At 74.7% G+C, this 17,347-nt stretch carries 11 protein-coding genes; 3 read left to right on the forward strand and 8 right to left on the reverse strand.

All coding sequences use genetic code 11. From position 1 onward, the window contains the following. Positions 1-53: 53 nt before the first annotated feature. Positions 54-3,404, reverse strand: coding sequence for an error-prone DNA polymerase (locus BLQ67_RS04335; RefSeq protein ID WP_092502774.1), 3,351 nt, complete (start codon positions 3,402-3,404; stop codon positions 54-56). 368 nt (positions 3,405-3,772) lie between these two features. Between BLQ67_RS04335 and BLQ67_RS04340 the strand changes: the two genes are divergently transcribed. Further along, positions 3,773-4,003 carry a hypothetical protein gene (locus BLQ67_RS04340; protein WP_092502776.1) on the forward strand — a complete coding sequence of 77 codons (231 nt, stop codon included), beginning with the start codon at positions 3,773-3,775 and terminating at the stop codon, positions 4,001-4,003. A gap of 28 nt (positions 4,004-4,031) precedes the next feature. Here BLQ67_RS04340 and BLQ67_RS04345 read toward each other — a convergent pair whose 3' ends face one another. The 4 genes from BLQ67_RS04345 to BLQ67_RS04360 form a co-directional block, all read right to left on the reverse strand. After that, complete coding sequence (locus tag BLQ67_RS04345; RefSeq protein ID WP_092502778.1) at positions 4,032-4,406, reverse strand: hypothetical protein; 375 nt, start codon at positions 4,404-4,406, stop codon at positions 4,032-4,034. Positions 4,407-4,457: 51 nt separating this feature from the next. Further along, positions 4,458-6,419: a hypothetical protein gene (locus tag BLQ67_RS04350; protein ID WP_092502780.1), complete on the reverse strand. Its 1,962-nt coding sequence runs from the start codon at positions 6,417-6,419 to the stop codon at positions 4,458-4,460. 46 nt (positions 6,420-6,465) lie between these two features. Beyond that, complete coding sequence (locus BLQ67_RS04355) at positions 6,466-8,118, reverse strand: Y-family DNA polymerase (protein ID WP_092502782.1); 1,653 nt, start codon at positions 8,116-8,118, stop codon at positions 6,466-6,468. A 310-nt stretch (positions 8,119-8,428) separates the two neighbouring features. Further along, the gene (locus BLQ67_RS04360) at positions 8,429-9,049 is read right to left on the reverse strand and encodes a hypothetical protein (protein ID WP_092502784.1); all 621 of its coding nucleotides are present in this window, start codon (positions 9,047-9,049) and stop codon (positions 8,429-8,431) included. A 386-nt stretch (positions 9,050-9,435) separates the two neighbouring features. Here BLQ67_RS04360 and BLQ67_RS04365 point away from each other — a divergent pair, with 386 nt between their 5' ends. After that, positions 9,436-10,659 (forward strand): 4-alpha-glucanotransferase, encoded by a 1,224-nt coding sequence (locus tag BLQ67_RS04365; RefSeq protein WP_092502786.1) that lies wholly within the window; start codon positions 9,436-9,438, stop codon positions 10,657-10,659. Between the two features lie 359 nt (positions 10,660-11,018). Here BLQ67_RS04365 and BLQ67_RS04370 read toward each other — a convergent pair whose 3' ends face one another. The 3 genes from BLQ67_RS04370 to argG all read right to left on the reverse strand — a co-directional run bounded on the left by BLQ67_RS04370 (position 11,019) and on the right by argG (position 16,108). Beyond that, positions 11,019-13,337: a beta strand repeat-containing protein gene (locus tag BLQ67_RS04370; protein ID WP_092502788.1), complete on the reverse strand. Its 2,319-nt coding sequence runs from the start codon at positions 13,335-13,337 to the stop codon at positions 11,019-11,021. 81 nt (positions 13,338-13,418) lie between these two features. Beyond that, positions 13,419-14,492: a hypothetical protein gene (locus tag BLQ67_RS04375; RefSeq protein WP_092502790.1), complete on the reverse strand. Its 1,074-nt coding sequence runs from the start codon at positions 14,490-14,492 to the stop codon at positions 13,419-13,421. 185 nt (positions 14,493-14,677) lie between these two features. Then, positions 14,678-16,108: an argininosuccinate synthase gene (gene argG / locus BLQ67_RS04380; protein ID WP_092502792.1), complete on the reverse strand. Its 1,431-nt coding sequence runs from the start codon at positions 16,106-16,108 to the stop codon at positions 14,678-14,680. Between the two features lie 60 nt (positions 16,109-16,168). Between argG and nagA the strand changes: the two genes are divergently transcribed. Continuing rightward, positions 16,169-17,323, forward strand: coding sequence for an N-acetylglucosamine-6-phosphate deacetylase (gene nagA / locus BLQ67_RS04385; RefSeq protein WP_231945162.1), 1,155 nt, complete (start codon positions 16,169-16,171; stop codon positions 17,321-17,323). Positions 17,324-17,347: the final 24 nt, after the last annotated feature.

Below are 17,347 nucleotides of genomic sequence, written 5' to 3' on the forward strand. Positions count from 1 at the left end.
CGACCCTCGGGTCGGGCGCCGCTGTCGCGTGCTGGGGGCTTCGTCGGCTGAGGTCAGCGGAAGTCGCGCGACGGCGGCGCCGCCGCGTCGAACGGCACGATCTGGTCGGCCATCATCGTCACGACGCCCTGCGAGTGCTGCAGGATGCCGCGCACCTTGAGCGCCGCCGAGTGCTTCGCGATGCTGCGGTACCGCTTCCACAGCCCGACCGAGCAGAGCACGTTGAGCATGCCCGTCTCGTCCTCGATGTTCATGAACGTGACGCCCTGCGCCGTCTGCGGCCGCTGCCGGTGCGTGACGATGCCCGCCGCCCACCGGCGCCGCCCGGGCTCGAGGTCGACGAGGCGCGCGATGGGCACGACGCCGTCGGCGTCGAGCGCCGCCCGCGCATGCCGCACGGGATGGTCGTCGGGGCTCACGCCCGTCGCCCAGATGTCGAGCGCCGTCTGCTCGGCCTCCGACAGGATCGGCAGCAGCGGCGGCTGCACCGTCACCGACGTGCCCTCGAGCTGATCCTCGCGCTCGGTGGATGCGGGGGCCGCGAGCCACAGCGCCTCGCGCCGCTCGAGGCCGAGGCGCTCGAACGCGCCCGCGGTCGCGAGCGACTCGAGCTGCCTGCGATCGAGCCTCGCGCGCCGCGCGACGTCGTCGATGCCCGTGAACGGCGACTCCTCGCGCGCCGCGACGATGCGCTCGGCGTCGGCCTCGCCCACGTGCGCGACGCTCGACAGCCCCAGCCGCACCGCGAACCCGCGATCGCGCCGATGCCGTGCGTGGTCGTTGGGGCCGGGCGTCCACGGCACCTCCGGCTGATGGGGCTCGAGGCACGCATCGTCGCCCGCGACGCGGTCGCCGTGGGCCTCGAGGTCGGCGGTCGCCGCCGAGCGCACGATGTCGGGCCCCAGCACCTCCACGCCGTGCCTGCGCGCATCCGCGCTGAGCGTCTGCCCCGACCAGAAGCCCATGGGCTGCGCGCGCAGCAGGCCCGCGAGGAACGCCGCCGGGTGGTGCAGCTTCAGCCACGACGACGCGTAGACGAGCTTGCCGAACGCGAGCGAGTGCGACTCCGCGAAGCCGAAGCCGGCGAACGCCTCGATCTTGCGCCAGATGCTCTCGGCGAGGTCGCCGACGATGTCGTTCGCCTGCATGCCTGCGAAGAGCCGATCGCGCAGCTGCGCGACGCGCTCCTTGCTGCGCTTCGACGCGATCGACCGCCGCAGCTCGTCGGCCGCCGCCGCGTCGAAGTCGCCCACGAGCACCGCGATCTGCATGAGCTGCTCCTGGAACAGCGGCACGCCGAGCGTGCGCGCGAGCGCATCCTCGAGCAGCGGATGCGGGTACGTGATCGGCTCCTGCCCGCTGCGCCTGCGCAGGTAGGGGTGCACGGCGTCGCCCTGGATGGGCCCGGGCCGGATGAGCGCGATCTCGATGACGAGGTCGTAGAACGAGCGCGGCCTGAGCCTCGGCAGCGTGGCGAGCTGCGCCCGCGACTCGACCTGGAAGACGCCCACGGCATCCGCGGCGCACAGCATGTCGTAGACGCCCGCCTCCTCTGCGGGGATCGTCGCGAGCGTCCACTCCTCGCCGAGGTGCTCCCTCGCGATGTCCATCGTGTGCTGCATCGCGCCGAGCATGCCGAGCCCCAGCAGGTCGAACTTCACGAGCCCCATCCACTCGCAGTCGTCCTTGTCCCACTGCAGCACCGTGCGATCCACCATGCGCGCGGGCTCGATGGGGCTCACGTGGCCGACGGGCTCCTTCGTGAGCACCATGCCGCCCGAGTGGATGCCGAGGTGGCGCGGCGCGTGCAGGAAGTCGTCGGCGAGCGACAGCACGGGATCGGGGATGCCCTCGGTGCCGTCGACCGACGGCGCGCTCCACCCCTCGACGCGCTTCGACCACGCGTTCTGCTGCCCGACGGCGTAGCCGAGCGCCTTCGCCGCGTCGCGCACCGCCGACTTCGGCCGGTACGTGATGACGTTGGCGACCTGCGCCGCGTTGCGCCTGCCGTACCGCTCGTAGACGTGCTGGATGACCTCCTCGCGGCGCGCGGCGTCGAAGTCGATGTCGATGTCGGGCTCCTCGGTGCGGATCATCGAGATGAACCGCTCGAACGGCAGCCGGTAGAGGATCGGGTCGACGGCCGTGATGCCGAGGATGAAGCACACGGCGCTCGCCACCGCCGAGCCGCGGCCCTGGCAGAGGATGCCGCGCGAGTGGGCGAAGTCGGCGATCTCGCTGACGATGAGGAAGTAGCCGGCGAAGCCCTTGTCGTCGATGAGGCGCAGCTCGTGGGCGAGGCGCTCGTCGACCTTGCGCTGATCGACGTGCGGGTCGCCTGGCGGGTAGACGCGGTCGCGCCGCTCGGCGACGAGCTGCCGCAGCCACGACATCTGCGTGTGACCCTCGGGCACCTCGGTGTCGGGCAGGCTCGGGCTCGCGGCCCTGAGCGAGAATGCGAGGTCGCGGCCGATGCCTGCGGCCCGCTCGACGACGCCGTCGAACTGGCGGAAGCGCCACGCCATCTCGGCGCCCGACCGCAGCCTCGGCACGCCGCCTGCAGGCAGCCATCCGTCGAGCTCGTCGATGCTGCGGCGCGCGCGCACGGCCGCCATCGCATCGCCCAGCAGCTGCTGCCTGGGGCTCGCGACGTGCGCGTTCGTCGTCGCCACCACCGGCAGGCCGCGCCGCTCGGCGAGGGTCGCGAGCGCCTGGTTGCGCTCCCCGTCGTCGGGCTGGCCGAGGTCGGTGAGCTCGACCATGACGCCGTCGCGGCCGAAGAGCGACACGAGCCGGTCGAGCTCGACGCCTGCCGCATCCGCCCCCTCCCGCTCGAGCGCACGGCGCACGGCGCCCTTGCGGCAGCCCGTGGACACCATCCACTCCCCCGCGCGCTCGGCGACCTGCTCGAGGTGCAGGATGGGGCGGCCCTTCTCGCCGCCCGCGAGGTACCCGTCGGTGAGCGTCGCGGCGAGCCTGCGATACCCCTCCGCGCTGCGGGCGAGCACGAGCAGGTGGTCGCCGACCGGGTCGGCGACGCCGTTCTGGGGCTCGGGCAGCTCGAGGCTCAGCTCGGCGCCGAAGATCGTCGCGAGGCCCACGTGGTCGGCGGCCTCGGCGAAGCGCACGGCGCCGTAGAGGCCGTCGTGGTCGACGAGCGCGAGCGCCTCGAGGCCCAGCGCCGTCGCCTCGGTGACGAGCTGCGCGGGGCTCGAGGCGCCGTCGAGGAACGAGTAGTGCGAGTGCGCGTGCAGCTCGGCGTACGGCACGATGCGCTCGGGGTCGGGTCTGCTGCGTCGTTCGCGCACCTCGGGGTTCGGCGTCAGCGAGGGCGCGTCGGTGGCGCGGCCGTCGAGGATCGCCTCGAGCTCGCGCCACGGCATCGGCGGATTGCGCCAGCCCATCGCTCGGCCCCCTCCTGCGGTGCGGATGCGCGCATCCGCTGCTCTCGTGCTGCGTGGGATGCGGGTGCATCCACGTCGTGCGCATCGGGCCGGCCTCCACGATGGTGCGCTGCGCACGATACGCCTGAGTCGAACGTATGTTCGACCTCCGACGCGAACTCGCCTCAAGGTGCGCTGGAGGGTTGGCGATTGGTCACTTGTGGTCGATGAGTGGCCACTTGATGCGCGGCGAGTGGTCAGCAGATGTCGTCGACACGCCGTAGCGACGACATCTGCTGACCACTGTTGGCGCAGGTGGGATGCGCCGACGGGCCACGCCGACGGCGCGCCTGGGCGGTCGTGTCGGAGGTCGGTGCGACCCTCATGCCATGACCGATCAGCACGACGAGCTCGAGCTCCAGCTCTGCGAGAGCGCGTGGTGCACGGCTGCCTTCGTGCCCGAGGAGGGCTTCGGCGGTCGGTGCCCCGCGTGCCTCGCGGTCGCCGACGAGCACCACGCCTACGGTCACGCGACGGCGGTCGACGACTGCCTCGTGTGCGACCGCATCCCGAGCCTCGGCGCGGCGCGGTCGCGCATCCGCTCGGCGAGCGCCGCGTAGCCGCTCCCCGGCGACGCCGCCTGAGCGACTAGGCCGACTGCGCCCGCTCGTCGCGGGTCGACGCCTGGCTGCGCCACCACCGCCGCTCGCCGCGCACGAGCAGCCAGAGCGCGCCGAGGCCGACGACCAGCGAGCCGAGCACGAGCGCGACGCCCTGCGCGACGAACGCGAGCACGGCATCCGCGGCGACGCCGTCGGCGAGGCGCGCGGGCACCCCAGCGACGAGTCCCACGACCCCGGCGACCGCGACCATGAGCGCGGCGACGGCCACGACGAGGCCGAGCACCTGCTGCCACGTGACGCGGCGCTGCGGTGCTGGCTCGGCTGCGCGCACGGGCATCTCGGCGGGTGCGGCGAGGTCGCGATCGCGCACGACGTCGTCGCTGCGCTCGCTCTGGACCATCCGTCGATGATCCCACGTCCGCGCGCCGGTCCACGACGCACGCGCGGCGTCTCAGCCGTCGGCGTCGAACGCGTCCATCGTCTCGACGGGCACGCTCGCACGCCGCAGCACGTCGCGCTCGTCGGCGCGCAGCGGGCCGCGCTCGCGGTGCGAGAGCACGCCATAGGTGCGCACCGGATCGCGAGTGCGAGCGAGCCGTAGGGCCAGCGCCTCCCTCTCGTCGGCCGTCGTCGCGCCGTCGACCGACGCACCCCAGCGGGCGACGTCGTCGGGTCGACCGAGCCGCCTGGAGGCGTCGACGAGCACGTGGCGCGCGGTGCGACGCGTGCGCGCAACCCGCGACTCCAGCGCGCCGATCGCGAGGGAGCGCCGTTCCGCCGGATCCTTGAGACCAGGCAGCCGCCACCGGAGCTCACGGGCGTACGGGTCGCGTCGCGGCGCTCGTGCCTCGAGGCGATCGCCGAGCACGAACGCCGCCCAGCCGACCAGCCCTGCGACGACCACCGTGCTGGCGCAACCGGCGATGGTGGGCCAGAGCCAGCCGGGCGGCTCGATCGAGAGCAGACCGAGCACGCCGCCGACGGGCAGGAGCAGCACGCCGACGACGAGCGCAAGCACGCCGACGATCGCGACGAGCGATCCCACTGTCACGAGCGGATGCTCGGGCCGTTCGCCCCGCCGCTCGAGATCCGCGACGGCCTTCGGCAGTCGCTCGCCATACGCGAGGCCCAGGTAGGTGCGCGTGGCATGCGTGGGCCGCTGTTCGAGCAGGTCGAGGCGCAGCGCACGCACCTCGTCGTCCGTCGCCCAGCCGTCGTGCGCGACGCCCCAGCGACCCGCCTGCTCGGGCTTGCCCAGCGCGCGGTAGTGCTCGGCGAGCAGTCGACGGACCTCGGGGTTCGGGGCCCGAGTCGCCGCGCGCACGATCGCCGCGCGCTCGTGTCGCAGCTGCTCGGTCGGCGTCGCGAGCAGCTCGTCGAGCACGCGCGCGACGCGCTCGTGCTCGATCTCCGTGAGCCGGTCGGCGTTCGTCATCCACCGCCGGTCGATGGTCTCCGCCGCGACGCCCGCCCGGATGAGCGCATCGCGCTCGTCGGCGCCGAGCCGGCTCGGCGCACGCTCGGTGCGCTGCTCGAGCTCGAGCATCCACTCGTCGTCCGCGCGCAGCGTCGCGGCGAACCGCGTGCGCTCGTCGGGCGTCGTCAGGCCGTCGACCGCGATGCCCCAGCGCCCGGCCTCCGCCGGTCGGCGTCGCTCGCGGGCGAGCTCGACGAGCATCCTGCGCACCGGCTCCTGCATGTCGGGCGTCCAGGTCTGATCCAGCCAGCCGCGCAGCAGCGCATGCCGCTCGCCGTGCAGCACGAGCGACGGCAGCACCGCCTCCACGCGTCGCTGCGCGTCCTGCTGGAGCCGACGACGCCAGTCGGTGCGCGACGGTCGCGGATGCCGTCGCAGCCACAGGAGACCCACGAGCCAGATGGCACCCGCGACGAGCGCCTCGACTCGCACGTCGCGCAGCGCATCGAGCACCTCCACGCCCTGCGTCATGGCCACGATGGCGCGGGCGATGGCGGTGCCCCACCAGAGCAGGCCGCCGAGCCACGCGATCCCGGCGAGGAGGCGCATGCGACTGCCGCGAGCCGCGGCCGGCCGCTCGGGCACCTCCATGAGATCGGCGATGCTCGCCGGCGCCTGCTCGCGCGAGCCGAGGTGGAGGTATCCCCGCGCCATGCCGCTCGCGACGCGGGCGGCGAGCACGCGGCGCAGTGCGCGCAGCTCGCTCGCACGCACCCATCCCGGGATCGAGATGCCCCATCGTGCTGCCTGGTCCAGCGCACCGATCGTCCGGTAGTGCTCGGCGAGCATGCGCCGAATGGCCGGATCTGCTGGGATGCCCTTCCACAGCATGGCTCGACGCTCGTGACGCAGCTCGGGCGTCGGCATCGCACGCGACCGTTCGAGCAGGGCCGCGAGACGAGTGGCGTCGCGGGGTCGCTGCTCGGATCCGGTCATCCGCCGAGCATCCCACGGTCGAGACTCCGCGTCGCGCCGCGACGCGTCAGTCGTACCGCCCCTCCGCGCGCCACCCGGCGGCGTCGCCCAGCAGCACCCACGCATCCCCTGCGCCGTCGACGACCTGGATGCGCGCGAGCGCCTCGACGTGCGCCCCCGCGCGCATGCGCAACGGCCACGGCCCCGCCCACGCCGCGACGCGTCGCCGGTCGCCCGACGGCGTGCGGAACCACGTCGGCGGACGGATGCGCTCGCCCGTCCCGACCTCCCCGCCGTCGGCATCCAGCAGCACCACCGGCTGCGGCGGACGGAACACCGTCGCCGGCCGCGGCTCGGGCAACGACCCCGGCCACGGGCCCTCGCGCGCCTCGGCGACCGCATCGCCCCACGGCGTCAGCACGCCACGCTCGGCGAGCAGCCGCCCGCCGCCGAGGCTCGCCACGACGACGCCCTCACGCCCCAGCACCCCCTGCAGGCGCTCGATGACGCCGCGCGTGCGCTCGTCGACGCCGCGCCCGCCCCACAGGCCGGGCATGTGCTCGGTGTCGCGCTCGAGCCGCTCGGGCGTGATGCGCACCTCGACGAGCGCGCTGTCGAGGCCGCTCTCGGCCAGCTGCCACCTGGCGCGGTCGACGACGTCGCGCGCGCGGAAGAAGCCCGGCTTGCGCCACGTGCGCTCGCTGATGCCGCCGAGGTCGGCGCGCAGCAGGATGCGCACCTCGGCCACGACGAGGCGGCGGGCGGCGAGCTCGGCGACGTACGCATCCGCCCGGCTCTGCAGCGCGAATCCCAGCTCCTCGCCGCCCTCGATGCCGGGCTCGAACTCGAGGGCGAGCGCGTCGGGCGGATGGTCGGATCCCGGCTCGACGCGGCGATCGTCGAGGCCGCGGGCGCGCTGCAGGTCGCGCAGCCCCTCGGCGCCGAAGCGGTCGCGCACGCTCGCGTCGGGCAGCGCCGCGAGGTCGCCGAGCGTGCGCAGGCCGAGACGCAGCAGCATGCCGGCGAGCTCGCCGCCGAGCACCGTCACCGGCACGGGCGCGAGGAACGCGCGGGAGGCGCCGGGGTCGACGATGCGGATGGGGGCGGGGTGCTGGCCGTCGGCTTCGGCGGGGCTCGCGCCGACTTCCGGCACGAGGTGACGCTGAGCGGGGGTTCGTGTGCGATATGCGGACGAAGGCTCGCTCCGCGTCACCTCGTGCCCGGCTGCAGCAGTCGCCGGCGCACGGTGCGGCTCCTCCACGGCCACCCGCTCGGCGAGCTCGGCCGTGAACCGGTCGTCGGCCACGCCCACGCGCACGCGCAGGCCGAGCGGCGCGAGGGCGGCGACGATCGCCGCGACCGCCTCGCGCTCGCCGCCGTAGAAGCGAGCGGCGCCGCGCATCGGCAGCGCGAGCGCGCCGTCGCCGAGCCCCTGCACCCCCGGCACCACGGACTCGACCGCCCGGATGACGTGCGCGAACGCGAGCACCTCGCCCACGGCATCCGCATCCGAGAGCACGAGCGACGGCGCACCGGCCTGCGCGTCGCGCACCCGCTGCCCCACGCGCACGCCCGCCGCGCGGGCGAGGTCGTCGCAGGCGACGATGCGGTGCAGGTGTGCCGTCGCCACGGGCACGCCGCCCGGCAGCTCGCCCGCGGCGCGCGCCACCTCGACCGACCAGTCGGGCACGCGCACGACGGCGATGCGACGGGTGGTCACGGGAGGCTCCTGCGTGGGCGCTGACGCGGGGTGGAGCCGTTGCGAGGTGCGGTTCGCGGTTGCGAGGTGCGCTTGCTGCGCTCAGGTGCGGCTCGTGATTGCGAGGTGCGGTTGCTGCGTTCGGGTGCGGTTGCAACCGCACCTGAACGCACGAAGCGCACCTCGGAACCGCAGCCGGGGTGGTCACCGCGCGCCGAGGTGCGGTTGGTGCGCTCGGATGCGGAAGGAGCCGCACCCGAGCGCACGAAGCGCACCTCGGAGCCGGGGCGCGAGCATCCCCGCATCCGCAGCGCACCGCATCCCGCCGCCGTCACCGCGCACCGCCCAGGTCGACGACCGCGCGCCTGGGCACGCGGTCGCCCGCCGACACCTCGACCTCGAGCCGGGCGGTGCGGATGCGGCCGAGGCCGTCGTCGGCGCCCGCCCAGGTGGCGCCGAGCGTGCGGATGCGGCTCGCCGGCTGCGGCCAGTCGCCGAGCACGAGCAGGCAGCCGTCGGCGCCGCGCACGCGGGCGGCGAGGCGCGCGGCCTCGGCGGGAGCGAGCCGCGACGGGGCGGCGGCGAGCACGACGGGCAGCACCTCGGCGAACCCCGCGACCGCCGACGCCCACGCCTCCCCCGGCTGCGGCACGAGCACGACGCGGTCGACGGGCACGCCCGCATCGGCCGCCGCCTCGACGCCGACGTCGGCGAGGCCGATCATCGCGCCCCATCCGCCCGGCGGCAGCGCCGCGGCGAGCATGCGCAGCGCGAGCGAGCGCGAGTCGACCGCGTGCACGCCGCCGATGCGCAGCGCGGGCAGCACGCGCTGCAGCGCGGCGGGCGTGGGTAGGCCGACGACCTCGACGGCGGTCGACTCCATGCCGCGCATGCGCGAGCGCAGCGCCTCGATCGTCGCGGCCTTGCCGCGGTCGAGGTCTGCGATCGTCACGCATCCATGATCGAACGTATGTTCGAATGCGGCAAGTCGGTGCGGCGTGTCCTCGAGCGACTCGTGCCCCGGATGCGCGCGTCGCGGAACGTGCGGATCGCGCGCTCGAGCGGCGGCTGCGGACGCTCGCTACGGGCCGTCTCGCTCGAGCATCCCCGGCACCCCCGACACGGCGCTCGCGCGCCGCTCATCCGCCGCCCGAATCCCTCCCGCGCATCCCGCACCGCGCCAACAGTGGTCAGTAGATGTCGCCGTAGCGGCGTGTCGGCGACATCTATTGACCACTCACCGCGCAACAAGTGACCAATCACCGGCAACACGTGACCCATCGACGGGGTGCCCGCAAGTCCGCGCACCGCACCTCGGGCGTCTGCCAGGCTCGAGGCGTGCTCCCCGATCGCGCGAGCGGCATCCAGCTGCACCTCACGTCCCTGCCCGACGGTCGCCTCGGCGCATCCGCCCACCGCTTCGTCGACTGGCTCGCCGACGCCGGCCAGACCGTGTGGCAGGTGCTGCCGCTCACGGTGCCCGACGCGTTCGGCTCGCCATACGCGTCGCCGTCGGCGTTCGCCGCGAGCCCGGCGCTGCTCGAGCATCCGGATGCGCCAGTCAGCCAGGAGGAGGTGCGCGCGTTCGCCGAGCGGCACGCCTACTGGGCGCCGTCGTGGGTCGCGCACGGCGGCGACCTCGCCGACCAGGTGCGCTTCGACCGCGAGTGGGGCGCGCTGCGCGCGTACGCGACCGAGCGCGGCGTGAAGATCCTCGGCGACGTGCCGATCTACGTCGCGCAGGGCGGCGCCGACGAGGCCGCCTGGCCGGAGTTCTTCCGGTCGGACGCCGTCGCCGGCGTGCCGCCCGACGCGTACGCCGCGACGGGCCAGCTGTGGGGCAACCCGCTGTACGACTGGGATGCCCTCGCCGCCGACGGCTACCGCTGGTGGATCGAGCGCCTGCGCCGCACGTTCGACCTCTACGACCTCGTGCGCATCGACCACTTCCGCGCGTTCAGCGACTTCTGGGCCGTGCCGGCCGGGGACGCGACGGCCGAGCGTGGCGTGTGGGAGCCCGGGCCTGGGCGCGCGATGTTCGACGCCGCGACCGCCGAGCTCGGCCCGCTGCCCGTGCTCGCCGAGGACCTCGGCGACATCGACCAGCCCGTGCTCGACCTGCGCGACGCCCTCGGCCTGCCAGGCATGGCCGTGCTGCAGTTCGCGTTCGAGGGCGACGCGACGAGCCCCCACGAGCCCGCGAACCTCACGCGCGAGCAGGTCGTCTACACGGGCACGCACGACAACGACACCGTCGTCGGCTGGTGGTCGGGCCTGTCGCGGTCGCGGCGTCGCGCGGCGCGGAAGGCGATGCGCTCGGCAGGCGCGCGGTGGTCGACGCGGCGCCGTGAGCCGTCATGGGGACTCATCGAGGTCGCGCAGCACGGCCCGAGCCGCCTCGCGATGGCGCAGGCGCAGGACGTGCTCGCCCTCGGCTCCGATGCCCGCATGAACACGCCCGGCACGGCATCCACGTGGGGCTGGCGGATGGATGCGGACGCCCTGACCCCGGCGCACGCGGCGAGGCTGCGCGCGATCACGGAGGCCGCGGGCCGCGTCTGACGCTGCGGCCGATCGCCGTCGGACTGCCACCGCCCGCCGAGATCCGCCGCGGCACGCAGCGAGGTACGCCTCTCGCGGCGAGGTACGCCAATTGGCGCACCTCGCGACGAGACGCGTCCCTCGCGACGACCGACGCGGCGCAGCCCCGAGCCGCGGTCGCCACGTTCAGGCGCGGTGCGGTCCTCACGTGAGGACAGGTTCGCGAGGGCCGCTGGGACCCGCACCTGAACGCGGTGATCGCGACTCGGAGCCGCGCCGATCGAAGATGCGGCCATCGTCGGCCGCCGACCGAGGTCGACGGCCGACGCGACCGGGAGGTGGCACGGGCGCGATGGGGCGCGCCCGCGCCACCGGATGGCTCACCGCTGGCGGCGCGTCCGCAGGCGCGCCCCCACCACCAGCATCAGGCCGAGCAGCATCGCGATGGCCGCGATGCCGCCGACGCCCGTCGTCTCCACGCCCGTCTGCGGCAGGGTCGCCGCGGCGGTCGTCGTGGCGGGTGCGTCGGCCTTCGGCGAGTCCGGCGTGACGGTGCCGGGCTGGCCCGGGCTCGTCTCGCCGGGCGTGCCCGGGTCGGTCGGCGTCGCCGGGGTTCCCGGGTCGGTCGGCGTCGTAGGCGTGCCAGGCTCGGTCGGCGTTCCGGGGTCGGTCGGCTCGCCAGCCGAGGTGGCGCAGTCGGCGCCGCTCGTGCTCGCATCCCCGAGGCCGCTGACGGCGGTGCCGCACAGCCCCACGGGCACACGGATCACGATGGGCAGGCCCATGCCCGAGCCGATGCCCTCGTCGCCGTCGGTCGACGTGCCGGGCGTGCCCGGCTCGACGCTCGACTCGACGACCGAGTCCTCGGTCGTGGCGTCGCCGCCCACCGAGATGGCCGAGCCGCCGATCACGACAGGCGCCGCGGCGTCGACGGGCAGCTGGGTGCCGCTCGCCACGCCCTCGTCGCCCGACGTCGACGATCCCTGGCCCTCGCCGGAGGTCGTCGCGCTCGAGTCGGTGGATGCGCCAGTCGAGGTCGCCTCGCCGAGGCCGCTGACGGCGTTGCCGCCCACGGTCACGGGTGCGGCGGCATCGACGGGCGCCTGGGTGCCGGATGCGACGCCCTCGTCGCCCGAGGTGGTGCCGGCGTCGGCCGAGCCGGATGCGGAGGCACCCGTCACGGTCGTCGCACCCGTCGACGCCGCGTCGTCGCCGACCGAGATGGCGTTGCCGCCCACGGTCACGGGCGCCACGGCGTCGATCGGAGCCTGCGTACCCGAGAGCAAGCCCTCGGAGCCCGTGGTCGAGCCCGACGAGCCGGAGCTCGCCGTCGCGGCCGAACCGGTCGAGGCACCGCTCGTCGTCGCCTCGCCGAGACCGCTGATGGCGTTGCCACCCACGGTCACCGGCGCCACGGCGTCGATCGGAGCCTGCGTGCCCGAGGCCACGCCCTCGTCACCCGAGGTCGAGCCGGTGCCGCTCGCGCCGGACGCCGAAGCGCCCGTCACGGTCGTCGCACCCGTCGAGGTCGCGTCATCCGCGACCGAGATGGCATTGCCACCCACGGTCACGGGCGCCACGGCGTCGATGGGCAGCTGCGAGCCCGAGAGCACGCTCTCGTCGCCCGAGGTCGAGCCGCCGGACCCGCCGGATGCCGAGGCACCCGTCGCGGTCGTCGAACCCGTCGAGGTCGCGTCATCCGCGACCGAGATGGCATTGCCACCCACGGTCACCGGTGCCACGGCGTCGATCGGCAGCTGGGTGCCAGAGGCCACGCCCTCGTCACCCGAGGTCGAGCCGCCAGCATCCGACGAGCCGGAGCTCGCAGCAGCAGCGGTCGTCGCATCCGACGACGTCGCGTCGCCGAGCACCGACACGGCGTTGCCGCCCGCGGTGATCGGTGCAGCGACGCCGACCGGCGCCTGCGTGCCAGAGGCCACGCCCTCCGAGCCGGAGGTCGTGCCCGCCGCATCCGACGAGCCGGAGCCCGCCGATGCCGCGGTCGTCGCACCCGACGACTCCGCGTCGCCCAGCACCGACACGGCGTTGCCGCCGACGGCCACCGGCGCGACGGCCGAGACCGGCGCCTGCGTGCCCGAGAGCACGCCCTCGTCACCCGAGGTCGTCCCCGACGCCGCGCCCGAGCCGGAGCCCGCCGCCGCAGCGGTCGCGGCGTCCGTCGACGACGCATCGCCCAGCACCGAGACGGCATTGCCGCCCACGGCCACCGGCGCGGCGACCGCGACGGGAGCCTGCGTGCCCGAGGCCACGCCCTCCTCGCCGGAGGTCGTGCCCGCCGACGGCGCGGCCGCGGGTGCGACTGCCTCCGTCGCAGCGCCCGACGAGTCAGCGTCGCCCAGCACCGAGACGGCGTTGCCCGTCACGGTCACCGGCACGTCGACCGAGACGAGGGCCTGCGTGCCCGAGAGCACGCCGTCGAGCCCGGACGTGGTGTCGACCGAGGCCGACGGTGCCGCGGTCTGCTGCGACGTCGCGGCACCCGAGGTGCTCGCGTCGCCGCCGCCGATCGCGGTGCCCGTCACGGTGACGGGCAGCTGCACGGCGACGACGGCCTGGGATCCCGATCCCGTGCCCTCGACCCCCGTGGTGTCTGCGGCACTGGCGACTGCCGTGCCTGCGGCCCAGAGGCCGCCTGCGGTCGCTGCCAGCAGCAGCCCCCGCATCACATGCTTGTGCATGATGAAACCCTTCTGATGGATGGTCCGCGCATCCGGATGGATGCTCGGCGCGTGCCGCGAGTGCTCGCGGCAGCGCATCCGTCAGTCGGGGCTCGAGTCGTGCTCGCCGACCACCGAGGTGGGCAGTCGGTCGTCGTGGTCGCGCGTGACCGCGGATGCGGTGCGCGCGGGCTGGGAGTCGTGGGTCGCGTCGGCGACGGCGGTGGCGCCGACGCCCGGCGCGGCGACGGTGCCGAGCGGGCCGGCGTCGCGGGCGCCCGCGGGCGCGGGGTCGCCGGGTGCGGCGCGCGACGCGTCGACGGCAGGGGTGGGCAGCGCCACGGACGCCGAGTCGTCGGATGCGTCGGCATCGACCGCGAGCGCGGTCGCGGCACGCGCGGGCGCGCTCGCTCCCTGCGCGGCGCCCACGGAGGCGACGGCGTCGGACGCGGCGGCGGGCGGGACGTCGGCGGGCGGCGACGTCGGCAGCAGCGGCACGACGGCCTGCGGCGCGAGCGCCTCCACGACGGGCTCCGTCACCTGGCCGACGACGTCGACCGTGGTGCCGAGCGTGCCGTCGACGAGGTCGGTGACGGGCGTGAGCACCGCGTGCACCGGCGCGGTCGCGAGGCGGTCGACGAGCGGCACGGCGGCGAGCGTCGCGTCGAGCGCGTCGACGAGCGGGGCCGTCGCATCGGCGAGCGAGATCGTCTCCGCAGACGGCGCGGGGACGGGCGTCGCGGGGGTCGGCTCGACCGGCGCCGCCGGGGCGGCGGGCGCGGGCGCGGGAGCCGGAGCGGCGGGAACCGGAGCGGGCGCGGGCGACGCAGGCGCAGGTGCCACCGCATCCACGACCGGCTGCACGACCTGTTGCGCCACGGGCGTCGTCACGGCCGCAGCCGCCTGCCCGACACCCGCGAGGGTCGCGTCGAGCGCCTGATCGGTGGCGGAGACGGTGCTGCCGACCGTGCCGAGCACGCCGTCGAGCAGCGCGGGCGACCCGGCATCCGTCGCTCCCGAGTCCGCAGCGATCGCGACGCCTGAGCCGTCATCCGCCGATGCCGACGGTCCCCCGAGCGCGAGCCCGACGACGACGGCAGCGCCACCGGCGACGAGCGACCCGAGCAGCAGCCGCAGGGCGCGGGAGCGGAGGGCTTCGGCCCTCGACGCATCCATCGCTGTCCCCCTTCGGCAGTGCAACCAGGGGACACCTGAGGACGGTTCATGCGAAATGGGGTTGCGAGAATCCCTCGACGGGTCTACGCACGCACGCGTACGTCACGGGCGCCCGATCGGATTGCCCCAGACGATGAACGCCGCCTCCCCGAGGGGAGACGGCGTTCGAACCCGAAGGAGGAGCGTCAGTCGGTGCCGGCGTCGAACGCGGCGCGCTCGCCCGCCTCGTCGAGCGAGTCGAGCTCGGCGTCGGCCGTCGCGGATCCGCCGCTCGCGATGAGCGCGGCGCCGCCCTGCTCGAGCTCGCCGATGAGCGACGCGGTCTCGCCCGTGACGAGGCCCGCGGCGGCGTACTGCTCGAGGCGCTGGCGCGAGTCGGCGATGTCGAGGTTGCGCATCGTGAGCTGGCCGATGCGCTCCGTCGGGCCGAACGCGGCGTCGCCGACGCGCTCCATCGACAGCTTCTCGGGGTGGTACGACAGCGAGGGGCCGGTCGTGTCGAGGATCGTGTAGTCGTCGCCGCGGCGCAGGCGCAGCGTGACGGTGCCGGTGACCGACGACGCGACCCAGCGCACGATCGACTCGCGCAGCATGAGCGACTGCGGGTCGAGCCAGCGACCCTCGTACATGTAGCGACCCAGGCGGCGACCCTCGTTGTGGTACGTCGCGACGGTGTCCTCGTTGTGGATGGCGTTGAGCAGGCGCTCGTAGGCGATGTGCAGCAGCGCCATGCCCGGAGCCTCGTAGATGCCGCGCGACTTCGCCTCGATGATGCGGTTCTCGATCTGGTCCGAGACGCCGATGCCGTGGCGGCCGCCGATGGTGTTGACCTCGTCGACGAGCGCGACGGCGCCCAGCTCGACGCCGTTCACCGACACGGGGCGGCCGGCCTCGAAGCCGATCGTCACGTCCTCGGTCGCGATCGCGACGTCCTCGCGCCACGACGCGACGCCCATGATGGGCTCGACGAGCAGCACCGAGGCGTCGAGCTGCTCGAGGTCCTTCGCCTCGTGCGTCGCACCCCAGATGTTCGCGTCGGTCGAGTACGCCTTCTCGGCGGAGTCGCGGTAGCCGAAGCCGTGCTCGACGAGCCAGGCCGACATCTCGGAGCGGCCGCCGAGCTGGTCGACGAACTGCGCGTCGAGCCACGGCTTGTAGATGCGCAGCGCGGGGTGGGCGAGCAGGCCGTAGCGGTAGAACCGCTCGATGTCGTTGCCCTTGTAGGTGGAGCCGTCGCCCCAGATGTCGACGCCGTCCTCCTTCATGGCGCGCACGAGCATCGTGCCCGTGACGGCACGGCCGAGCGGCGTCGTGTTGAAGTACGTCTTGCCGCCGGAGCGGATGTGGAAGGCGCCGCACTGCAGGGCGACGAAGCCCTCCTCGACGAGCATCTCGCGCGCATCCACGAGGCGTGCCTTCTCGGCGCCGTACTCGAGGGCGCGGCCGGGCACCGCGTCGATGTCGGGCTCGTCGTACTGGCCGATGTTGGCCGTGTACGTGAAGGGGATCGCACCGTTGTGGCGCATCCAGGCGACCGCCACGGAGGTGTCGAGCCCTCCCGAGAAGGCGATGCCGACGCGCTCGCCGACGGGCAGGGAGGAGAGGACCTTCGACATGCCCATAAGCCTAGAGCCGCGCGGATGCTGCCACGGACGCCCGTCGCTAGGGTCGGGAGGGTGGATGCGCACGCCGAGACCGCTGCCGGCACGACGCTGCTGCGAGGTCGGGTGGTGTCCGACGGCCTCGCCGCCGACTCGGCGTGGGTGCTCGTGGAGGGCGACCGCATCGCCGACGTCGGCACGGGTCGGCCGCCCGCCGCGGATCGCGCGATCGACGGCGCCGTCGTCGCCCCGGGGTTCGTCGACCTGCACTGCCACGGCGGCGCGGGCGTCGCGTTCGACGACGGCGAGGAGGCGATCGAGCGGGCGATGGCGTTCCACCGCGCGCACGGCACGACGCGGCAGCTCGCATCCCTCGTCACGGGAGCGCTCGACGACATGACGGCGCGCACCGCGGCCGTCGCGGCCGTCGCGGCGCGCGACGACCGCCTGCTGGGCGTGCACCTCGAGGGGCCGTGCATCGCCGAGGCGCGCAAGGGTGCGCACGACGTGACCCTGCTGCGCGACCCCGACGCCGCATCCCTCGACGCGCTCGCGGGCGGCGTCGGCGACCTGCTGGCGATGATCACGCTCGCGCCCGAGCTCGACGGCGGCATGGCGGCCGTCACCGCATTGTCGGCGCGCGGCTGGCGCGTGGCGGTCGGCCACACGGATGCCGTCGTCGAGCAGGGTGCGGCGGCGTTCGACGCGGGCGCGACGATCGTGACGCACGCGTTCAACGGCATGCGCGGCCTCGACCACCGCTCCCCCGGCGTGCTGCCGGCGGCATTCGACGACGAGCGCGTGACGATCGAGGTCATCGCCGACGGCGTGCACGTGCATCCGCGCATGGTGCGTCTGCTCTTCGACGCGGCGCCGGGTCGCGTGGCGCTCATCACCGACGCGATGGCGGCGGCAGGGCAGCCCGACGGCGAGTGGATGCTCGGCTCGCTGGCCGTGACGGTGACGGATGGCGTGCCGCGGCTGCGCGACGGCGGCGCGATCGCCGGCTCGACGCTCACGCTCGACCACGCCGTGCGCGTGGCGGTGGATGCTGGCGTGCCGCTGCCCGTGGCGATCGACGCCGCGACGCGCGTGCCCGCGCGGGCGCTCGGCGTCGACGACCGCTTCGGCTCGATCGCCTCGGGCCGGGTCGCGGACCTCGTGGTGCTCGACGAGCACCTGCAGGTCGCCGCGGTGCTCTCCCGCGGCGCCCTCGTCCCGCAGCGTTGAGGGTTTCGGCCCGATGTGACCTCA

This window comes from Agrococcus jejuensis (assembly GCF_900099705.1).
GTDB classification, from domain to species: domain Bacteria; phylum Actinomycetota; class Actinomycetes; order Actinomycetales; family Microbacteriaceae; genus Agrococcus; species Agrococcus jejuensis.

Coding starts and splice junctions, on each gene's coding strand:
- BLQ67_RS04335 (WP_092502774.1), bottom strand. CDS start 3,404: ATGGGCTGGCGCAATCCGCCGATGCCGTGGCGCGAGCTCGAGGCGATC.
- BLQ67_RS04340 (WP_092502776.1), top strand. CDS start 3,773: ATGACCGATCAGCACGACGAGCTCGAGCTCCAGCTCTGCGAGAGCGCG.
- BLQ67_RS04345 (WP_092502778.1), bottom strand. CDS start 4,406: ATGGTCCAGAGCGAGCGCAGCGACGACGTCGTGCGCGATCGCGACCTC.
- BLQ67_RS04350 (WP_092502780.1), bottom strand. CDS start 6,419: ATGACCGGATCCGAGCAGCGACCCCGCGACGCCACTCGTCTCGCGGCC.
- BLQ67_RS04370 (WP_092502788.1), bottom strand. CDS start 13,337: ATGCACAAGCATGTGATGCGGGGGCTGCTGCTGGCAGCGACCGCAGGC.
- BLQ67_RS04375 (WP_092502790.1), bottom strand. CDS start 14,492: ATGGATGCGTCGAGGGCCGAAGCCCTCCGCTCCCGCGCCCTGCGGCTG.
- argG (WP_092502792.1), bottom strand. CDS start 16,108: ATGTCGAAGGTCCTCTCCTCCCTGCCCGTCGGCGAGCGCGTCGGCATC.